Annotated in this window: 14 protein-coding genes; 8 read left to right on the top strand and 6 right to left on the bottom strand. The window is 55.6% G+C overall.

Annotated elements, in window-relative coordinates; all coding sequences use genetic code 11:
* The first annotated feature begins 39 nt into the window (after positions 1-39).
* The 4 genes from VKV18_RS05510 (at position 40) to VKV18_RS05495 (ending at position 3,666) form a co-directional block, all read left to right on the top strand.
* The gene (locus VKV18_RS05510) at positions 40-684 is read left to right on the top strand and encodes a hypothetical protein (protein WP_324203225.1); all 645 of its coding nucleotides are present in this window, start codon (positions 40-42) and stop codon (positions 682-684) included.
* 22 nt (positions 685-706) lie between these two features.
* On the top strand, positions 707-3,004 hold the full coding sequence (locus VKV18_RS05505) for a hypothetical protein (protein WP_324203224.1): 2,298 nt from the start codon (positions 707-709) through the stop codon (positions 3,002-3,004).
* Positions 3,005-3,067: 63 nt separating this feature from the next.
* Positions 3,068-3,295 carry a hypothetical protein gene (locus tag VKV18_RS05500; protein ID WP_324203223.1) on the top strand — a complete coding sequence of 76 codons (228 nt, stop codon included), beginning with the start codon at positions 3,068-3,070 and terminating at the stop codon, positions 3,293-3,295.
* A gap of 2 nt (positions 3,296-3,297) precedes the next feature.
* A complete protein-coding gene (locus VKV18_RS05495; protein ID WP_324203222.1) occupies positions 3,298-3,666 on the top strand; it encodes a hypothetical protein in 369 nt (122 codons plus the stop codon).
* On the opposite strand, the gene VKV18_RS05490 is transcribed toward VKV18_RS05495, so the two are convergent.
* The 5 genes from VKV18_RS05490 to VKV18_RS05470 are packed head-to-tail and all read right to left on the bottom strand — an operon-like array spanning position 3,663 to position 9,115.
* The gene (locus VKV18_RS05490; RefSeq protein WP_324203221.1) at positions 3,663-4,709 is read right to left on the bottom strand and encodes a sensor histidine kinase; all 1,047 of its coding nucleotides are present in this window, start codon (positions 4,707-4,709) and stop codon (positions 3,663-3,665) included. The two genes, VKV18_RS05495 and VKV18_RS05490, sit on opposite strands and share 4 nt — an antisense overlap.
* A gap of 13 nt (positions 4,710-4,722) precedes the next feature.
* On the bottom strand, positions 4,723-5,409 hold the full coding sequence (locus VKV18_RS05485; RefSeq protein ID WP_324203220.1) for a response regulator transcription factor: 687 nt from the start codon (positions 5,407-5,409) through the stop codon (positions 4,723-4,725).
* A 16-nt stretch (positions 5,410-5,425) separates the two neighbouring features.
* On the bottom strand, positions 5,426-6,733 hold the full coding sequence (locus tag VKV18_RS05480; RefSeq protein WP_324203219.1) for a tetratricopeptide repeat protein: 1,308 nt from the start codon (positions 6,731-6,733) through the stop codon (positions 5,426-5,428).
* Between the two features lie 35 nt (positions 6,734-6,768).
* Positions 6,769-7,254 (bottom strand): dUTP diphosphatase, encoded by a 486-nt coding sequence (dut, locus tag VKV18_RS05475; RefSeq protein ID WP_324203218.1) that lies wholly within the window; start codon positions 7,252-7,254, stop codon positions 6,769-6,771.
* Positions 7,255-7,306: 52 nt separating this feature from the next.
* A complete protein-coding gene (locus VKV18_RS05470) occupies positions 7,307-9,115 on the bottom strand; it encodes an ATP-binding protein (protein ID WP_324203217.1) in 1,809 nt (602 codons plus the stop codon).
* Between the two features lie 417 nt (positions 9,116-9,532).
* Here VKV18_RS05470 and dgoD point away from each other — a divergent pair, with 417 nt between their 5' ends.
* On the top strand, positions 9,533-10,711 hold the full coding sequence (gene dgoD / locus VKV18_RS05465) for a galactonate dehydratase (RefSeq protein WP_324203216.1): 1,179 nt from the start codon (positions 9,533-9,535) through the stop codon (positions 10,709-10,711).
* A gap of 21 nt (positions 10,712-10,732) precedes the next feature.
* Here dgoD and VKV18_RS05460 read toward each other — a convergent pair whose 3' ends face one another.
* Positions 10,733-11,944 carry a cyclopropane-fatty-acyl-phospholipid synthase family protein gene (locus VKV18_RS05460; protein WP_324203215.1) on the bottom strand — a complete coding sequence of 404 codons (1,212 nt, stop codon included), beginning with the start codon at positions 11,942-11,944 and terminating at the stop codon, positions 10,733-10,735.
* A gap of 247 nt (positions 11,945-12,191) precedes the next feature.
* Here VKV18_RS05460 and VKV18_RS05455 point away from each other — a divergent pair, with 247 nt between their 5' ends.
* The 3 genes from VKV18_RS05455 to VKV18_RS05445 all read left to right on the top strand — a co-directional run bounded on the left by VKV18_RS05455 (position 12,192) and on the right by VKV18_RS05445 (position 18,054).
* Complete coding sequence (locus tag VKV18_RS05455; RefSeq protein ID WP_324203214.1) at positions 12,192-14,408, top strand: glycoside hydrolase family 95-like protein; 2,217 nt, start codon at positions 12,192-12,194, stop codon at positions 14,406-14,408.
* A gap of 205 nt (positions 14,409-14,613) precedes the next feature.
* On the top strand, positions 14,614-15,138 hold the full coding sequence (locus tag VKV18_RS05450) for a carboxypeptidase-like regulatory domain-containing protein (protein ID WP_324203213.1): 525 nt from the start codon (positions 14,614-14,616) through the stop codon (positions 15,136-15,138).
* Between the two features lie 399 nt (positions 15,139-15,537).
* Positions 15,538-18,054, top strand: coding sequence for a DUF5060 domain-containing protein (locus VKV18_RS05445; protein ID WP_324203212.1), 2,517 nt, complete (start codon positions 15,538-15,540; stop codon positions 18,052-18,054).
* The last annotated feature ends 10 nt before the right edge of the window (positions 18,055-18,064 follow it).

Here is an 18,064-nt window from a genome sequence, read left to right as displayed (position 1 = left end):
ATGCATGTACTATGTAAAAGGACTTAAGGAGGCAAAACATTGAAAAGGCAGCTGCTCTGCTTTCTTGCAGTCGTGTGTCTCGTGGGTTGTGGGCCTAACAAGCAAAGCGCAGACCCGTCCCACCAAGTTGCACGCCCCGATCTGCTGATCGTGGCTATAGACAGGTCCGGTTCAACAACCCCTTTCCGAGAACAACAGCTCGCTCAACTCGACCTACTTGCTACCTATGCCCTTAGCTACAAAATACCTATGGAGATATGGACGTATGACCGCCAATCCCAATGCATCTTCGGGCCGCGCGTACCACCCGACGAATACTCCATGGAGTTCAAAGACCTAAAGGATCGCTATTTCGCGCCACAACATCTATCTAAGGATTTGGGCACCCGGCCGTGTACTCTCTTTCATTTCATTGCAGATGACCCGCACTATCGTCAATCCGCCCGACCGGTTGTGGTAATTCTGACCGATGGCGACGATGATGAGGGCAACGTAACGAACTTCTGTAAGCGGGCACACACGCTTTGCCACGACCACACAAGCCTACAACTGTATGTTATTGACATCACACCCGAAAATCGGCCTCTGTGGCAAAGAGCGTTTTACGAAACCCTTCAGAACCATCTACAGCTCGCCGGTTTAGATGAGTGGAAGAGCGCCCTTTCGACGCTCTACGGAAAATAAGGATAGGAAGGAGCAAGAACCTGTGTCAGACGATTACGGCCATGAAGAAGCGAACAAACAACCGATTATCCGGGCGCGTCCCATGCCCCACAGATTTCGACGCCCACCTCGTGCAGAAGCGCTGACAGATGATCAAATCAAAACGATCTACCAACCCCTGATAAACTGGCTAAGGTCTTTCATGCCCGCCGAAGCAAGACGCCTAGAGGACCTGCTCCACCGAATTACCTTCAATCACGCACGTGAATCGTTAGTTCGGGAAGAGGAGGAGCTCAAACTTCATCAACAAAACGCGCTTATCCTCGAATCAAACCAACAGATAGATGAAGAGATTCAAGATATCTTAAAACAGATAGCGGACTGCCGAAGCGGCATTAGGCAAGCGCATCAGGAGTACGAACAGCAGCTACAACCGCACGAGGATGTGCTGCTAGAGGCCCGGGAAGAGGCATGGCACCTCGCAGCACAGTGCGGAGTGATCGTGTTGCCCAAAAAGGAAATGCCTATTCAAACGGAGAACGAGTCTCCGGCAGCCCAACCTGCCCCTGCCGCGCCGATGCCTGTACCAGATGCGTCTCGGCAACAACCGGAACAGCGCCAAGAGTCTACCGCACCGCCCCGTACCTCTATCTTCGCAACGATTCGAGATGCACTCGCCCAAAAGATCGCACATCGGCTTGAATCTCGCCCAGCACCTGAGCCAAAGCCTTGGCACGACGATCCGGACTACTCTGAATCGCTGGAGCTTGCGAGAAAGCGCGCTCCATCCGTTGAGGCCCTGGCCGCCCGTTACGGCATTTTGAGCCATTCTCCTACGATGGAACTGATGCAGGGAATGCGGTTGAAACCTATGCCGGAGGATCGGAGGGGGCTGTTCGCTTGGGCACAACGTCTGTATGTGACTTGCGCCAACGCGGTTTTGTCTAGCTCACATTGGCTTATGACGGCTGTAGCCACCGTCATCTGCGGAACTATTTTTGGGACAAGCATCGGCATTCTCTTTGGCATTGTGCAGATGGATCAGTTCACCGTGGATCCGCAAGCGCAGTTGCGCGCCCTAGGGCCTCTCGCAGTCATCGGCGTGGCCATGTTCTGGATTTTGGGGCGAACCGTGCACGGCATCGCCGCCCTCCTGGCCGAAGAGCGCTATAACTCCTTCATTGTTCGCCATCAGGACGACCCAGAACGCGTGGGCGAATGGCTTCGGAGAGCGGTGTTCATCTCTCTATTCCTTTTGGTGTTCGCACTTGCCAGCTTCATTTGGTTGGAGGCTCACATCGAGCGAAACGGCATTGTGCAGTTCTTCCAAGACCGCCATACAAACCAGCTCATACTTCACGGCAGTAAACTCGCTAATGGCGATATATCCAACCTGACGTATTGGACGCTAGCGCTTATCGCCTGCGTTCCTTTCCTGTTCTGGCACGCCTTGGAGGGCTGGGTTTTTGGACGTGGTCGCTCTATCCACAAAGCCTTTGCCGATAAGCGTGAAGCCCAGGTCTACGACATCGCAGACAAGATTCATCTGGAGCACATCCAGATGGCCCGTGCCCAGGCGAAGCAACAGCAAACAGAGGCTTCCCCTGAAGGGGAACCCTCATCGCCAACGCCCTCGCGCGATGACCGCGTAAACGAAGCCTCTGCACAACCGACGTATGACACCGCTAACGGTTCCTATGCGCCCACAGACCTTACTGCGTTTCACAAGGACGATAGGCAACAGGCCCAGGCCGTTGTCTATGAGAAAGTTCCACATCATCAGTGGCAACCTGCAGGACTCGGCCCTGCCTCTTCATCTCCAAAGCCCAAAAACACCTATTCTACGGATAGGCCCAACCCTGACCTATTGGATGACGACACAACGGAACCGCTCAAGAACGAAGCCTCCCGAGAGAAGCTTGGCGAGTATGCGGCGGCCTGTCAACGGAGCAAAACCCTCTACGAGCGATTCCAGCGCATCGAGGCGAGCTTACGCCAACAGCGGGACGCCACCATTCAAGGCTACCAGAGGCAGATCGAGCGCCTAGAAAATCGGCTCCAACAGTTGCAGAACCAAATAAAGCAGCCTTCACTGAATCTTTCGCAAGATAGCCAAAAGAGGATAGGCGTCGCCTATCGCGACTATAACGCGGCCATTCGCTCCTTCGATCGCAATTTCTCTCGGCTGCTATGGCGCATTCGGTTGCGGCTTGCCGGAGGCCTCATACGCTATCTCTTAAGCTTCCTGTGGTGCACGCCCATTCCCCCGCTGGCGGACGATACGGCGCCAAACGCTCTCCCTATAGAACCCGCAAAAGAGTTGCCGAAGGCGGAGGATTAGGCAACGGGATAGGGGTTTTTCGTGGTATATTATTCTGCGCCGAAGCGCGATATGGAGAGAAGAATGCGTCGTTACCTAAACACCTTCAATGTTGTTGGGGTCATCCTTGTGATACTAAGCCTTTTCGGTTTCGCAACTGGCGGCCGTGCTCTCACGGAGCCGGGGTCGAAAACCGAGGCTATTTCGTCTTTGGTCTATCTCGGCACCGGAGTGCTTATGCTCATTAACGGTTTCGTTTCTGTGAAAATGCACCCGGCCGATTCTTCGTTAGAAAGCACAAAAAAGAGGTGAAAATGAAAACAGAGGCTTCTATTTCAGGAGGACAGGTAGAGATGCCTAAGCCCGATGAACCTGTGCAAGAGGTACGCTGCTACAAAACAGGAAAGCCTTTACCCAAAGTTCCCCAGTGGTTGGCCACCGTCAATGTGAAGTTCGTCAGCGACGAAGCGCGTCAAAAAGAGACGCTCGCACCGAGCATATTGGATAGCCCAAACCCTCTGCTTTCTCGCCTGGCTATTGTGCATGAGGATGACGACGCCGATCTCAGCGCCGCCGCTCCTTTGGTTGAGGATGTAGAGATAGACGACATCGCTTCGGAAGAACTTGATGTTGAAGAGGAGATAGAGCCGGAAGGAGAGCTTGACGAAGAGCCAACCATCTAGCTGTTCTTCGCGGGGATTTGAAGGGGCAGCCGAAACGAAAAAGTGCTGCCCCTTCCATATTCGCTCTGAACTCCCACCTGGCCGCCGTGGGCCTCGATGATGTGCTTCACGATGGAAAGACCTAAGCCGGTTCCTCCGGTGCGCCGTGAGCGCGCCTTATCGGCACGATAAAAACGTTCCCAAATGCGCGGTAGGTCTTGACTCAGAATGCCGATTCCGGTATCGCGCACCTCCACAACGATCTCCGCCTCCGTTTTTCGGGCACAAACCTCCACCTGCCCTCCCTCTCGATTGTATTTAATGGCGTTGTCAATTAAGTTTACGAGCACCTGTTCCATCTGATCACGATCGGCGGATATCGGCAAAGGCGCTTCTATAAGGCACTGCAGGCTCACCCCATGGCGTTCGGCCTGTTTCTGAAAACGCTCCACCACGTCCCGAATCATCTCGGCGAGGTCGAAGGAGACGCGCTGTACCGGTTGCGATTCGGCACGCGAGAGCACAAGCAGATCGGAAAGAATGCGGGTAAGCCGTTCCACCTCTCCGAGGATAATCCCAATAAAGCGGTCGGCAACATCGGGGTCTTGTAGCGCTCCATCCCGAAGCGTTTCGGCGATAGCGCGAATAGAGGTGAGGGGCGTGTGCAGTTCGTGAGAAACATTGGCAACAAAGTCGCGCCGAACCGTTTCTAGATGACGCAGGGTGGTTACATCCTGCAGAAGTATCAGAAAGAACAGGGTTTTTGCTTCTTCATCCGGTGCGGAATCGGTGCGGAAGATAGGGATCACGCGAACCTTGAGAATACGGCCTGTGGCCTCTCGATAGCGTATCTCTCCTTCTTGAGGCTCCAAACGGTTGCGGGCGAGTTGCAGCAGCTCGAGCATGTCGTAGGAGAGAGTGGCTTCTAGCAAGGTGCGCCCCACCAAACCTGCATCTGGAGCGCCGAGCATCTTTCTAGCCGCAAGATTATCCTGCCGAATGCGGCGCTTTTCATCTACCAAAAGCACCCCTATTTCCAGCTCTTGAAGAAGCGGCTCCAGCAAAAAGGCATCCATGCTATTCGGAGAACTTATAGCCCACACCCCTTACCGTAATGAGGCGTCGTGGATTGGAGGGGTCTTCTTCTATTTTTTCCCGTAGCCAGCGGATATGCACGTCCACCGTGCGTTCATCCACAAAAGCCTCCGTTCCCCAAACGCGATCGAGGAGCGTTTGGCGCGTGAAAACACGGCCGGGATGGGTGGCAAGAAAACGCAGTAGGTCGAACTCCTTTGGGGCGAGGTTCAGCGGCCTCTCACCTAATCGCGCCTCATGTCGGCCCACATCAATGAAGAGATTTCCCACTTTAATCGTCTCGTCTTTGGCATGTGAGGGCGAGGTACGGCGCAGCACGCTTCGCACGCGCGCAATAAGCTCACGCATGTTAAATGGCTTGGTAACATAGTCATCCGCGCCGAGTTCAAGCCCTTTCACACGGTCATGCTCCGCGGTGCGAGCCGTTAGCATGATGATGGGGATGTCGCCTTGGCGGCGCAAAAGGCGACACACATCGAAGCCACTAATGGAAGGCAGCATAATGTCGAGAATGACCAAAGAGGGGGGTGTCGTGCGCACGAGTTCGAGACAGGTCTCGGCATCGGCAGCCGTCTGCACAAAGAACCCCTCTTTTTTTAGGTTGTAGGCTATGGCCTCCGCTATCGGCTGTTCATCGTCCACCACAAGAATGCGAGCGGCTTCAGGCATCTTTCCTTCTCCCGATTTAGGTTCCACCAGAGCTTGTGTTTGCGGATGCGTTAGGCGGTAGAGACCCGTTAACAAAGGACTGAAAATTCTGCAGACGCGCTGTGAGGTCTTGCACGGAGGTGGTGTCTGGGTTCAGGCTCATCGCGTCGTTGCGAAACAGGCTGGCCTGTGCTATGGCCAAAGGGTCGCCTCCTTGCGGCGAGGGAACCTGCACAAACACGGTGGCATAAGCATAGTAGGAGTTTGCGAACACGTAGCGCGCGGCACGATAGATATTGCGTATAACGGTGGCCTGGGTCGTTGGGCTTGTATCGGAGGCATAGCTGGCCGGCGCCAAGAGAAAAAGAGCGACTTCCCCTCTTCCCAAGTTGTTTTCGCCTGTAAGTTGAAAGCCGTTGGTAAGGTCGAGTTTGTCTGGAGAGGTCGTGGGCGTTTGTGGCAGAGAGGTCTGAGGCTCATCCGGCACGCGCGCGAGCTGGGTGGGCTGCACCGGCAACGGGGTGGTTCCCTTTAGCGGTGCCGGAGGCAGATGAGGTTGTGGGGGCAAGGAGGGGGCAGCGGTTGCTTGATCGTTTTGGGTTGCCGATACGCCGCTGCGGTTTGCGGGAGCCACCTGAGAAGTCGGGGCGCTCTGCATTGGGGAGGATGAGGAAACGGGAACGTAGGGACTTGTGGTGTAGGCGGGTGGCAGCGACGTGACCCCATTGCCGAACCCGCCGCCGATCTTCGGGGTTGCATAAGAGGAAGACGGCGTAGGAAGAGGGGAGCGCGTGCGCATTGCGATGAGCATGAGGAGCACGCCGGCGAGAAACCCCAACGATACCAGCCAAAGCCCCAGCAGCCAACGCTGCGGTGGCAACCCCATTAAGGGCATGGTGCCGGCTCGCAACTCCGGGTCGGAGGGGATGGCGTTTGGAAGCGCTCGTTGGTGGCGAAGTAACTCTTGCTCGGCGCGTTGGAGGCGCGCCTCATCTACGGCACTTGGGCGAATCTCCACGGCCATACGATACCATCGCACCGCCTCCGCCCAATTCTCCTGATCACGATAGATATCGCCGAGCATGGAGTGAGCGGCCTGACAATCGGGTCGGCGACGAATGGCAGTAATGCAGCATTCTACCGCCTCGGCATACTGTTTGCGCAAACGATGGAGATTGGCTCTGACGAGAAGGTGGCGTATGCCTGCCTCACCCGGAGGAATGGAGGGGTCTTCCACAATACTCGCCAAAGCCCCTCCCTTCGCAGTATCTGTAGGCTCCTGTTTGGTTGAATTTGAGTCGCTCTCTAATGGGGTCTCGGTCTTTCTTTCATCCGGTATATCCATCCGTTCGCTCCTTCATGCACCCTGCAAACTCCCCGCTACGTTGAATTTACCACACTTGGGCAACAACCAATTCCCGTACTGCCAAACCCTCCATCACCACGCTCTGTGGCATCGAGAGCCGACGTCTCTTCCACAACAACCTTGGCGACAGGGGAGATCACCAACTGTGCGATACGCTCACCGCGCCGCACCGTGAAAGGCACCTCGCCCCAATTGATCAGCAACACTTTTAAGACACCACGAAAGTCCGCATCTATCGTGCCGGGCGCATTTACCAACCCGATTCCGTAGTTCAGCGCCAGCCCGCTGCGTGCGCGCACCTGCCCCTCAAACCCCGGCGGAATGGCTATCCGCAGCCCTGTGGAGATCAGTTTTCTTTCACCGGGCCGGATGATGACCTCCTCATTTTCCGGAAGCGCCGCATACAGATCGAGGCCGACCGCTCCCGGTGTGGCGTATTCGGGCAAGGGCAGCCCCTCTGCCTCCGGCTCACGTTGTACACGCACGATCACAGGCTGCACCGATTGTCTCTCCTTTATCCTCTACGCAGATTTAGCCATCGCGTGATCGCGACTAGCTCGATTTGGCCACCTCGCTCTGCTGTTTCGGCTGCCGCAACGGGATGCGGAACCAGAACGTGCTTCCCTTGCCAAGCTCGCTCTCAACCCACATATAGCCGCCATGACGGGCGATAAGGTGCTTCACCAAGAACAGCCCGATGCCGGTGCCCCCTACCGCCCTTACCTTTTTGTTTTCGGAGCGGAAGAACTTCTCTCCGATTCGCTTGATCTCCTTTTCCGAAAGGCCAATGCCTTGGTCTTTCACGCCGATCAGCACGGAACCTTGAGGAAACTCCTCACTTGGCGGCTCTTGCCGCGCAATAATGCGAACCTCTCCTCCCTCCGAATACTTGATAGCGTTGGAGACGAAGTTTTGGAGAATGTTCTGAATCTTATCGGGGTCGGTTTCAACCTTGATATGCTCCGGCTCAAAATCAATCACCAGCGTATGCTTGTCCGTACGTCCTTTTTGGGTGTTAACCACGGCCTCTGCAGCCTTGCGGAGGTCGGTGATCTCCCAATTCATTTCGATGCCGGCAGCCCCCATGCGCTCGATGCGAGACACGTTGAGCAGATCGTTGATCATGCGGCTAAGCCTATCCACGTTCTCCTGAATGATCTGATAGTACTCTTTCTGCTCTTCTTTAGTGAGCCATCCCTCCTCAAGGCCATCAATAAGCATCTGAATGAAGCCTTTCATGGGCGTAAGGGGCGTGCGCAGTTCATGCGATACGATGGAAACAAACTCGGTTTTCATGCGCTCGATGTTCCGAATATCCGTGATGTCGTTAAAGATAAAGACGGTTCCGATGAGCTTATCGGCGCTCTCGCGCACCAAAGCGGCGTGCACCTGATAGATATACTGGTCTTCATCTTCATCGGTGATGGTGATCTCGTTCTGCTGGGCCCGCTCTTCCCCCGTAGACGAATCGGATTCGGGAAGCGACGGATTAAGCAGTTCCCTCATCTTACGCTGTATGATTTCGAGAGCCTGCTCGTGCTGAATGACCGCCCGATAATGCTTGCCGATGGGATCGAGATAAGAGGGAATGTGGAAAATGGCGCGTGCCTGCGCATTCATCTGGGCAATGCGGCCATCAGGACTGATCAGCAGGATGCCGGCAGAAAGGCTTTCAATCGTATGAGCAAGCTTCTGCTTCTCTTCCACCACCCGCATATAGATTTGGATATTGGCGATTACGGCCGCTGTGTTACGCGCCAATCGTTCAAGCAGGCGCAAATCCTCCTCGTTAAAGCGCTCTTCGAATCGTTTATTGAAGCAGTGCAACACACCCACCGTGATGCGATCTACGATCTGATTGTTCTCATCGCGCTTTTCAAGGATGAGAGGAACCGAGAGGGCGTTGCGAACACCGTAGGTATGAAGCTGTTCGAGGCGTGCCCGTGGGGATGCGGATGCATCCTCCAGGAAGGCCGGCTTCCCCGTTTTATAAACTTCGCCGGAGTAGCCTACATCGGGCGAGACACGAAACCGCCTCACCTCTTCATCGCTCATCCCCCAGGCGGGCTTGCAGGCCACAAGTTCGCCTGTCTCTTCATCGCGCACCATGATCACGCACTTTTCTGCCTGCACGATCATGGCCGTGCGCTGCACCACCCGCCGCAGGGTCGCCTCATATTCGGTAATCACCACCGGGGCTTCGGCGATCTCGGTAGGTGCGGGGGCAGCACCTTTGGTTTGCTCTAGCTCTGCTCTCCGTTGACGCTCCGCCGCGAGCTGTTCCCGCGCTTCTGCAAGCTCTTTACGAAGCTTCTCAACCTCTGCACGGAGGTTAACGATCTCCTCGTTGTCATTACACATGGGATGGCTGCTCATCGTCCTATGCTGTCTTCGTTTGGGTCTGTTGTTTCGATTTCGCAAAGGGCTATCAAGCCCACAAAGCGATTTTGCGAAAGTAGTTAAAGCGATAGATAGAGTATACCCTTCAAAAGCGCGCTTGCGGAAAGCTTTCCTTAAAAAATGCCAGCCGAAGTGCGGACTTCGGCTGGAAGAGAAACAGCAAAGGGCAGTTTGCGGATTTAAGGGACGTTCACGCGGAAAGTTCCACCGAAGGTGCCTCTTTTATAGCTTCCTTTTACGGAGAGCAGCGTTAGGCCTGAAGGTAGCGTAAGGAGGCAGGAAAAAGCGGCCTGGTGAAGAACTGAAGTGTATCCTCAACCTACTATTTGCGGCGCTTTGCGCAAGGAAGCGCCCTTGTAAGGAGCAACGATTTAACCTATGAAAATCACGGCCATTGAAACCCATGTCTGCAATGCGCGAATGCGCAACTGGATTTTCGTAAAAGTGCTCACCGATGAGCCTGGCCTTTGGGGCTGGGGAGAAGCGACTTTGGAATGGCATACCAGATCGGTAGTGGGTGCCATCGAAGACCTCTCTTCCCTACTTATTGGCGAAGACCCCACACGCATCGAGCACCTTTGGCAGATGATGTATCGCCAGCATTTCTGGCACGGCAACGGAATTGTGCGGGCCACAGCCATCGCCGGCATAGATATCGCCTTGTGGGACATCCTCGGCAAATCGCTGGGCGTTCCCTGCCACAAACTATGGGGTGGTCCTGTCCGCGACTATATCCGGCTCTATTGCCACCTTGGTGGCGGCAAAATGGAGGACTTCTACGAAACCCACCCGGCCGATGCCAAACGCTTCGCCGACTTGGCCCAACAGGCAGTGGAGGAGGGGTTTACGGCTTTCAAGGCGATGGCTGTGCCTGAAACCATGCCTCTAGAAGGGCTGCGCCCCCTACATTACGCAGAGGCGTGTGTTCGTGCTATGCGGGAGGCCGTAGGGCCGGATATTGACATCATGGTAGATTGCCACGCCCGTCCCTCCCCACGTATGGGGCTTCTGTTCGCCAAAGCCCTCGAACCTTATGGGCTTTACTGGCTCGAGGAGCCGTGCTGGCCCGAAGTGGTGGATGATATCGCCCTTATTCAACGCGCCGTGAAAACCCCTATCGCAACGGGAGAACGCCTAACCTCGCAACATGCCGTGCGGGAATATCTGGAAAAACGCGCCTGTAGTGTGCTTCAGTGCGACATCACCCACTGTGGGGGCTTTTCGGAGATGCGGCGTATTGCCGGCATGGCAGAGGCCTATCGGGTAGCGCTTGCTCCCCATAACCCTCAAGGGCCGATAAGCACCGCAGCCTCGCTAGAGTTCGGCTTCGCTACCCCTTCCTATATCATCTGCGAGTCGGTGCACAAAGATGTGCCCTGGCGCCAAGATGTGGTAAGTGAAGGCTTTACGGTAGACCCAAAAGGGCAGGTCGTTCGTCCCTCCAACCGCCCCGGATTAGGCATCGAGATCAACGAGGAGGAGGTAAAAAAGCATCCCTTCCAACCGGAGGTGTTACAACGCACCTTTTACCCCGATGGCAGCGTGGGCGATTGGTAGCCAAGCCCCTTCGGTATTTCCTTAAGGACAGATATCGGCGCGGGTAAGCGGCAGGGAATGAATAACCTCCTTGCTCACAAGGGTTTGATGCACGCCATGTGTCCCTACCCGAAAGGCTGCCGAAGCCCCACGCAAATAGAGTCGCCACATCCGAACAAAGCGTTCCCCATACATGGCGCGTACCTTCTCCACGTTCTGCTCGAAACGCTCGGACCACCTATCCAGAGTGAGGCGGTAGTGGGGTCGAAGGTTCTCTACATCCAACACGATAAACCCTTGTTCTGAAAGATGGGTTAGCATTTCGGGTAGCGTAGGGATATAGCCGCCCGGAAAGATGTATTTTTGCTCCCAAGAGATCGTGTGCAGCGCATACTCAGGCGTGGGGGTGCGCAACGTAATGTGGTGCAGAAGAGCCACTCCTTGGGGTGCGAGTAACTTGCGTACACAAGAGACGAACTCTTTGAGGTGAGCCTTACCGACATGCTCGATCATCCCAATGCTGATGATCTTATCGAAAGTTAACCCCTCATCCGCCAGCTGTTGGTAATGTTGCAGCCGGACCTGTACGCGATCCTCCAGCCCTCGCGCCTTAATTGCATCTAGCGAGGCGTTGTACTGCTCTCGGCTAAGAGTAATGCCCATGGCGTAGACCCCATATTTCTCTGCTGCACGCAAGATCAGAGCGCCCCATCCTGAACCGATGTCGAGCAGCGTTTCGCCGGGCCGGAGCCGGAGCTTTTTCAGCGAGTAGTCCATCTTGTTACGCTGTGCTTCTTCAATCGTGTCGTTAGGCGTGCGGAAAAAGGCACAAGAGTAGGTCATGGTCTCATCGAGCCATAAACGGAAGAAGGCGTTGCCCAGATCATAGTGGGCTGCCACATCTTCTTGTTGTTTCCGTAACGAGCGTTTCGCATGGCCTGCCACACGCCCCAAAACACGCAAAGCCCGCCTTTGTCGCCAAGTTGCCTCTAAGGCAATGTTCCGTAAAGCCATGGCAACCAGGTCGGCCAAATCGCCCTCCACTTCGATGTCGCCGTTCATGTAGGCCTCACCAAAAGCAAGGGCCATGTTTTCGATAAAGGCTCCGATATCCACCGGCTTCAACAACTTCACAGTAAAAACCGGCTCTCCCTCCTCGCCGTAACGATATGTACAGCCGTCCCAATAGGTCACGACAAAGGGATCGCCTCTTGCGCGAGAGAAGAGGCCATGCAGAAGTGTCTTTGCATCCATCGTTATTCTCCTCGTTCCAAAAGCACAAAAGCCCCTAGCGCACGAGGTTTGGTTCTTTCTTTCATCGTGTGCTAGAGGCTCCGGCCTCCTTGAATATCGTTAAGACAGCGCCGGCAAGAGCGTTATCTGCACTTATTATAAACCATTTTGAGATCGCCGCCCACCTAAAAGCCCCCACTCTAGAAAATTTGCCCCGAAATTCCGATAGCATTAACAGGGCTTATTCCAAACAGAGGAGCCATTTACCATGTCGTCAAATCGATTCCTCACAGCCACACGCGCCGTCACCTATCCTCTTTTAGCTGAGGGTGCCGTGGCCTTCAACGGCTCTACCATCAGTGTAGACCACAGCTCTTATATGGCGCAGCATGACCTTGTTTATCATATGGTGCCAACGCTAAGCGCTTTGGCGATGCCTCTTGGGGATGGCGACCTCGGCGCCATGGTATGGTGCCCGGAAAAACTGACCGTTCAGCTCCAAAAAGCCGACCTTTGGGACGATCCGTTGCCCTCTTGGGAGCCTTCCACGGTCCTTGAACAGAGTGCACCTATCGTAAAAACCGCCGAGCAGTGGAGACAGATCTCTGCAGGTCGGCTGGCCATAGATTGCACCCCATCGCTTTTTGCGGAGCCGGTTCGCTACGAACAACGTCTTTCTCCCTACTCGGCTACGCTCTATATCACGGCCGACTCGCCGGCAGGCTCCTGCCAAGTCACCGCATTTGTGGCTGCAAACACCGGTGTGCTCGTATTACGGTATCAAGACCAAAGCCTACGCAACGTGCAGCGACGTGTAGAGGTTTCCCTGTGGCGTCAGGCCCACCTGTTCGCGCTTGGAGAGACGATAGGCATTCTTCAAGCGCTGGCGGATAGGCGCTATGCTCTTATGGTGCGTGTACAAGGGCGTGAGGTGAAAGCCGGAATGCGCGACTCGCACCACGCCTATCTAGAGATCGCGCCAAGCCGTTCCTGCGATTTCACTCTTTACGTGGCGGTGGCAACCGTGCCTCGCAACGGCGACCCTGTGAGCGCTGCGCGAGCCCAGTTGCAGTCGGCGATGGCCAAAGGTTACGATACGCTGCTGCGGGAGCATCGTCAACACTGGGCGGCCTTTTGGCAAAAATCTTTTCTGCGCCTCGATGGGGGCGAGTACGACTCTTTCGCCTCCTATTTGGAGAATCTGTGGTACCTGAATCTCTACTACCTTGCAGCCTGCGCGCGAAGCGCCGACGCTCCTCTGCCCAACGGCGCGCTGTGGCTTAGCCAACAAGATAGGCGCCCAGACCCCGCTCTCTATAACGGGACGGCTCTGCGCACCCTATTGGCGCCGCTGCCCGTGGCCAACCATCCCGAAATCGGCGTACCGATTGTGGAGACCTATCATCGTCTCTTGCCGATCATGGCGGCCAAAACAAGCCGCGATACGGGGTTGGGCGGAGCCTATTTCCCAGAGCGGTTCAATCGGTTCGGGCACAGCTTCGATGCCCCTTCCGCTGCGCACAACAATGGCCTCTACACGGCCCTGCTGCTTTGGCAACTATGGCGTCACGCCCCCGATCTTTTTCTGCTGAAGGAGCGGGTCTATCCTCTGTTACGTGCCTGTGCGCAGTTCGCCTTAGAGCGGCGTGAAACGGTTGGGGAAGGAAAGCCCTTAAGCGATGCTCAGGAGGACTTTCGAGAGCGTGCGGCGCTCTCACGAGCCTTACGCGCCCTGTTATGGATGAGCACGACACTCGAAATAGACGAAGAGGAAACGCGCACCCAATGGCGCCAGGCTCTGCAGGAACTGGGAGGAGACATGCCTTTTGACCCCATTTACGAGCTTCTGCCATTTTCCTGCCAAAATGCGGAGGAGTTCTCGATGCAGCTACGCGAGTGGCTACAAGAGATGCACCAGACGCCACAGGGTTGGCTCGCCCCGGAGATGCATGTACCTCGGTTGGATTATAGCGCTCAACTGCTCTTGCTCATCCAATCGTTACTCCTACGAGAAGAGTCGCTGCCTAGCCTCGCCCTCACGCGATCCAACATTAACCCAATTGCCTGGGAAGAGGGCTTTGGAGGGGAAGTTCCCACCGCCATCCACCTGTTTCCGGCGCTGCCCTCTCACTGGAGCGCAGCTTTTACCTTAGCGGCGCCGGGTGGCTTTCGCCTAAGCGCCGAAGTGTTGGAAGGGAAAGTGCGCTATATTGCCGTTCGTAGCCTTGTAGGGGGGCTATGTCGGCTGGTAAACCCTTGGGGAGAAAGCGCTACGGTTCGCATTCTCGACGGTCGCCAAACGCTCGCCGAAGTCTCCGGGCCTATTCTCGCGTTTGAAACCGTGGCCGGAGGTACGTACCTCATAGAGCGTAGCGATTTTCCCCTTTCTCGTGCGGTGCGCATTCGTTTTCACGGCAGACGAAACGAAGCTTGCAAGACCGCGGGGCGCCTTTTGCTTGGACTGCCGGCGCTTCCGACCTCGTAAGGATGCCGGAATGTTGTTTGGGATTGTAGAATCGCACAAAAACGCTTGCCGAAATCTTTGAAAGCGTGTATAATAATACTTGTAGGAAACCCCTCTCTTGATGAATCTGCGCTCGTTCCCCCCTTTGCGAGTGTAGGTTTGTTTTGCCGGCACCTTCCGGCAGGCGAAACGAAAACAAACAACATACCTAAAGGCAGGACTTCGTATGTTCAGAAGCGTTGCAAACTACTCACGATGGGTTATGCTTACTTCGGTGCTCGCACTGCTCGTTCTTGCATGGGCACTTAGTGGCTGTGGAGGCGGCGGAGGTGGTGGTGCTCTAGGTACCGGCAGTGGCAGCGGCTCCTCATCCGGCTCTTCTGGCAGCCCACCACCCGTAGGGAATCCTAACCTCGCTACCATCACCGGTCAGGTCACCGATATTGCCGGTAATCCGGTTGCCGGAGCGGCCATCAGCATCATCGGAACCAACCTCACCGGCAGCAGTGCCTCCGACGGTTCCTTCACCATCTATAACGTTCCGCTTACGGCCACGCAGTTCACCGTAACGCCGCCTAGCGGCTACTACAGCTTCGACGTGCGCTATCTGGGAAACGACTATAACCTTCAAAAACCGTGCCCCCTCCCCCTGCCCAGTCCGCTGCAAAAGGGTGCCAACCCACTGCCCGGCCCTGTTCAGCTCTATCCGACGAGCGGGCCACCGCCAGCCCCTACCTACGGCTGTCCATAAGTTTCTGCTGATCTATCCCAACACGGTGCGCATCCAACGCACCGTGTTTTTTCGTTTAGAGCCATTTGCACACACGGCTGCACCGCGCACATGTTTACGACGTTCCGATAGAACGTCCCTTCACCGATATGTAGCCCGCGCGTTCAGCACTTAAAAGGGGAGGCCTTGCGCCTACCCCTATGCATCCATGCCCGCATCGGTAAGCTACCATGTTCTCCCTGCTTTTTGAAGGCCAGATAGCCCCCTTCCCTGCAGAAGAAGCGTTGGAAAGCAGCGTGCTGTAGGAAGTTTCAAGGTATCTGCAAAAATAGGCGAAACATTACCCCCTACTCTTGTATTCTATATATAGAGGCTGTGCGACACAATACCCTACTACATTTCTGGCGAAAGGATAGCAGAATGGTTTCTCGGACGGTTAGCCGATGGTTTGTTGCTCTGTTTACTTTGGGTCTGCTCGCTTGGAGTAGAGGAACTGCGGCACTCGCCGCTCAAAACATCGTTCCTCCTGCCGCTCAACAGACATTGCATATCCAAGCACAAAGCGACTTCTACCAGATCGCCTGGAACGGCATGAGCGGCACACTTACCCAGATAGAGCCTTCGAGTGGACAGCGCATCGTGTATCCCCTTACCCTCTTGCGCATAGACAGTGGCCCTGTGGGCTATGCGCACTATCTCGTTTGGTTTCTAGCACGTAGCCCGCAGAGCTTCGCCATCCTTTGGTGCTACCTTAACGATACGGGCAATGACTTCTATTGCTGGCTCTACCGCTATCCTGGCACCCAACTGAATGGAGTCCATTTTCGGGGAGACTACTCTGTTCCGCCCCAAGTTCCTCTGCCCACTCCTACCCCCCTACCTACTCTGCAGCTGCCTGCGCCACCCATCTACACCGGCCCCAGCTTTACCTACCGGAATTGGACCACGCAAGGAGGAACCATCCCGCGACTGCCCCTTTGGACTGCCGACCACGCGAGCTTTGCACAGCCTGCAGCGCAGACCGATCAAAAACCAGAGCGCGTCCTTACCGATCTGCAAGTAACGCCGCTTCATCAGGTGAATGTAACTCCCAACAACGGCTGGAGATCGGATGGATGGAGTGAACTCCATGCGCTCGCCTACGATTCTGCCAAGAACCCCTACTACCTCATTCTTTACTCCAACACCGCGCACGGCTACGTCATTGACCTTAAAGAGGGGCGCATCTATGTGGCCGATTTTGGTACTCCGGTGGTCTTTGCCCCCGGAACCACCCTCTTTGGCGTTGCACAAAACGATTTTTCGCCTCCGCCGGCTCCGCGCGTTCCGGCCTATAGCCTACAGGAGATCACTCTGTATGCTTCCGGGCACTATACCAACCCCTATACTCAGGTCCAGTTCGAGGTGCAGTTTAGCCGCCCGGATGGACAGGTCGTTACCGTTCCCGGATTTTGGGACGGAGGGCAAACCTGGCGCGTGCGCATTGCCCCCACACTCATAGGCGATTGGCAGTGGAAGACGCTCTCTAACGACCCCGGACTTAACGGTCAGGTGGGACGCTTCACCTGCATCACGGAGGCCAGAGAGATTGACGGTTTTCTGATAGTAGACCCGGAAAACCCACGCGAGTTCCGCTATGCGGGCGGAGGGCACTTTCTGCCCGTGCCCGTTTGGTTTTCCCTCACGTCCGGCACCTCTACAGCGCCGACACCTAGCACCGCGCCGAACACAGCGGCAACGACCTCTCTCACATCAAGTTCGACGCTCTCCTCCTCAAACGATCCGCCACAAACGGAGACGGATGTGCTTACTACCCTACAAAAACTGCACGACCTCGGTGTGAACCGCCTTATGGGCACTTGGATGCTGGATGCCGGCTCGCAGGCGCTGGTTAACGACAACCCGGACGCCATCAATCCCGCCTTTTTTCAAATGCTCGATGCAAAGGTACGCGCCTGCAATCTTCTCGGCATCGTGCCCGATATTGGCTTGGGTAGCGCCGATTCGCCCCTGCTTAAAACCATGAGCGCCGAACAGTTGCAGCGCTTCTGGAGCTATGTGGTGGCGCGCTATTCCGCCTACAATATCTGCTGGAATCTGCTCAATGCTTCGTCCGGCTTCTCGGGCGATGTGCAAGACCTGCTCCAAAACCTTATTGAACTTACCCATAAGTACGACATCGAGCAGCACCCGATCACGGCTATTTTGCCCGGCATCAACTCCTTACCCTCGGCGCCCCAATTTCCGGCCATGCCATCTGAAGAGAACACCTCCGACGGCGCCATCTTCATCAGTTCGCCGGCGGGCATGCCCCTTTGGCCCAACAACACCAACGCGGATGAGCAAGAGCTTGCGATGGAACGGTTTGTGGCGGCGCAAACGCCGAGTGCCCAAGTGCACGATCTCGACATCATTACCATCAACGGAGGAAACCTGCTATCGGTAGCCGCCGATCAGACGTACCGAAAGCCCATCGTCATTTGCGATGCTATCTCCTCTACCGATGAAGCGCGAAGGCGACTATGGGAAACACGCCTTTCCGGTGGGTATTGGGTTGCAAAATCGGCTCCGATTTATGAAGGCAGTGCCATTTCGCCTATCATCACCCAAAGCCTTGCCTGCGCTCATCTCTTCAAGATGGTTTCCTACTGGTTGCTACGCCCTCACGATGATCTGCTTTCTGCACCAAACGGCGGCCAACTGCCTCCCGATATCCACGCTTTGGCCAACCCAGGCTGGTTCTACGTGGTGTACTTTCCTACCGGTGGCGCGGTGCAGCTCGATCTGCTCGAAGCGACCGGTCAGCTCGAAGCGGCTTGGTTTAACCCGAGAACCGATTCCATCGTCAACACATTCCGCTTCAGTGGAGGGCAAAAACGCGTTTTCCGTACCCCCGATTCACAGGACTGGGTGTTGCTGATACGCTACCCAAACTAAATTCCGTATT

It is taken from the genome of Chthonomonas sp. (genome assembly GCF_035294505.1).
GTDB lineage: Bacteria > Armatimonadota > Chthonomonadetes > Chthonomonadales > Chthonomonadaceae > Chthonomonas.
This window is presented reverse-complemented; position numbering and strand designations above follow the sequence as displayed.